Genomic DNA, 1,746 nt, shown 5'->3' with positions numbered 1-1,746 from the left:
GGCGCTGCTGGGTCTGCGCCTGCGCTGACCCCGCCGGGCGCGGCCGGGCGTCAGCGTCCGCCGCGCCCGCGCAGATAGCGCTCGAACTCCCGCGCGATCGACTCGCCCGAGGCCTCCGGCAGCTGCTGGGTGTCCTGGGCCTCCTCGAGCTGCCGGACGTAGGCGGCGACGTCGGGGTCCTCGGCGGCCAGCTCGTCCACGCCGCGCTGCCAGGCCCTCGCGTCGTCCTCGAGCCCGCGCGTGGACACGCTCACGTGCAGCAGGTCCTCGACCGCCTCGACCAGCCCGAGCAGCGTCTTGGGGGAGGGCGCCTGGGCCACGTAGTGGGGCACCGTCCCCCACAGCGAGAGGCTCGGCAGGCCGCGGCGCGCGGCCTCGTCCGCGATGACGCCGATGATCCCGGTGGGCCCCTCGTAGACCGGACGGTCCGCGCCGACGGCCACCCGCACGTCCACGAGCGGCGAGGTCGGGCGGGCGCGCAGGGGCCGGGTGTGGGGCACGTCCGCCAGCAGCGCGCCCAGCGTCACGACGGCGTCCACGTCACGCGCGTCGGCCGCCGTGAACAGCTCCTCGAGGAACGCGCGCCACCGCACGTTCGGCTCCACGCCGACGGCGAGGAGCACACGCACCCCGTCCGGCGGGGCAGCCTCGCCCGCGACGGGCCGACCCTCACGGTCCAGGAGCGCCTCGTGCAGGGTGACCGCCGGCCAGTCCAGCGTCCCCAGCCCGTCGGCGTCGCGCCGGACCAGGGGTCGAGTGACCTGGTAGTCGTAGAACTCGCCGTCGCACACCCGTCCCGCGTCCGCGGCGTCCCACTGCTCCCGCAGCGCGCCCAGGGCCCCGGTCGCGGCCTCCCCGGCGTCGTTCCACCCCTCGAAGGCCATCAGCAGGACCGTGGGGGCCCGCCGCCCGGCCTCGAGCGCGTCCACGGTCGCCGTCAGGTGGGTCCGCAGCGGGCCCAGGACGTCGTCCGGCTGGTCCTCGGAGGTAGCGTCGGTCATGGCGGCCAGCCTAGACACGGCCCGACGACGGGGTCACGGCCCGCGACCCGCCCGGCACACCCCGGCGGCGGCGCTCGATAGGATGCACTCCATGCCCCGCCACCCCGCGCCCGCCCCGGACGACCGTGCCCGCCACCTGCCACGCGCCGTCCTGTGGGACATGGACGGCACCCTCGTGGACACGGAGCCCCTGTGGAACGCCGTCCAGCGCCGCCTGGTGGTCGAGCACGGCGGCACCTGGTCGGATGACCTGGCCGGCTCCCTCGTGGGACGCCCCCTCGACGAGGGAGCGCGCCGCCTGCAGGAGGCCGGGCTGGACCTGCCCGTGCAGCGGATCATCGACCTGACGATGGACGAGGTCGTCCAGGGGGTCGTCCGTGGGGTGCCATGGCGGCCGGGTGCCCGGGAGCTGCTCGTCGCGCTCGCCGAGGCCGGCGTGTCGGGCGCCCTCGTGACGATGTCCCATGCCCCACTGGCCCGCGCACTGGCCGAGCGGGCGCCGGCGGGCACGCTGGACGTCGTCGTCTCGGGGGACATGGTCTCCCGGGGCAAGCCCGACCCGGAGGCGTACCAGCTGGGCCTGCAGCTGCTGGCCGAGCGGACACCGGGGCTGACGGCCGCCGACTGTGTGGCGGTCGAGGACTCCCCGGTGGGCGTCGGCGCGGCCGTGGCCGCGGGCCTGCCGACGGTCGGCGTGCCCAGCGTGCTGCCGCTGCCGGCAGGGCTCGCGACCGTCGAGTGGACG

General features: G+C 76.7%; 2 protein-coding genes. One reads left to right on the top strand and one right to left on the bottom strand.

Going from position 1 to position 1,746, the window contains the following annotated elements; all coding sequences use genetic code 11:
- Window positions 1–50 precede the first annotated feature (50 nt).
- Window positions 51–1,001 (bottom strand): PAC2 family protein, encoded by a 951-nt coding sequence (locus HMPREF3105_RS01645; protein WP_070708622.1) that lies wholly within the window; start codon window positions 999–1,001, stop codon window positions 51–53.
- A 91-nt stretch (window positions 1,002–1,092) separates the two neighbouring features.
- Between HMPREF3105_RS01645 and HMPREF3105_RS01640 the strand changes: the two genes are divergently transcribed.
- Window positions 1,093–1,746 (top strand): HAD family hydrolase (locus HMPREF3105_RS01640; RefSeq protein ID WP_070708621.1); only part of this gene is annotated, 654 nt, incomplete at its 3' end.

It is taken from the genome of Micrococcus sp. HMSC31B01, from assembly GCF_001816085.1.
GTDB lineage: Bacteria > Actinomycetota > Actinomycetes > Actinomycetales > Micrococcaceae > Micrococcus > Micrococcus luteus.
This window is presented reverse-complemented; position numbering and strand designations above follow the sequence as displayed.

Bases quoted from the DNA above. Each gene is read 5' to 3' on its own strand.
- HMPREF3105_RS01645 (WP_070708622.1), bottom strand. From the start codon at position 1,001: ATGACCGACGCTACCTCCGAGGACCAGCCGGACGACGTCCTGGGCCCG.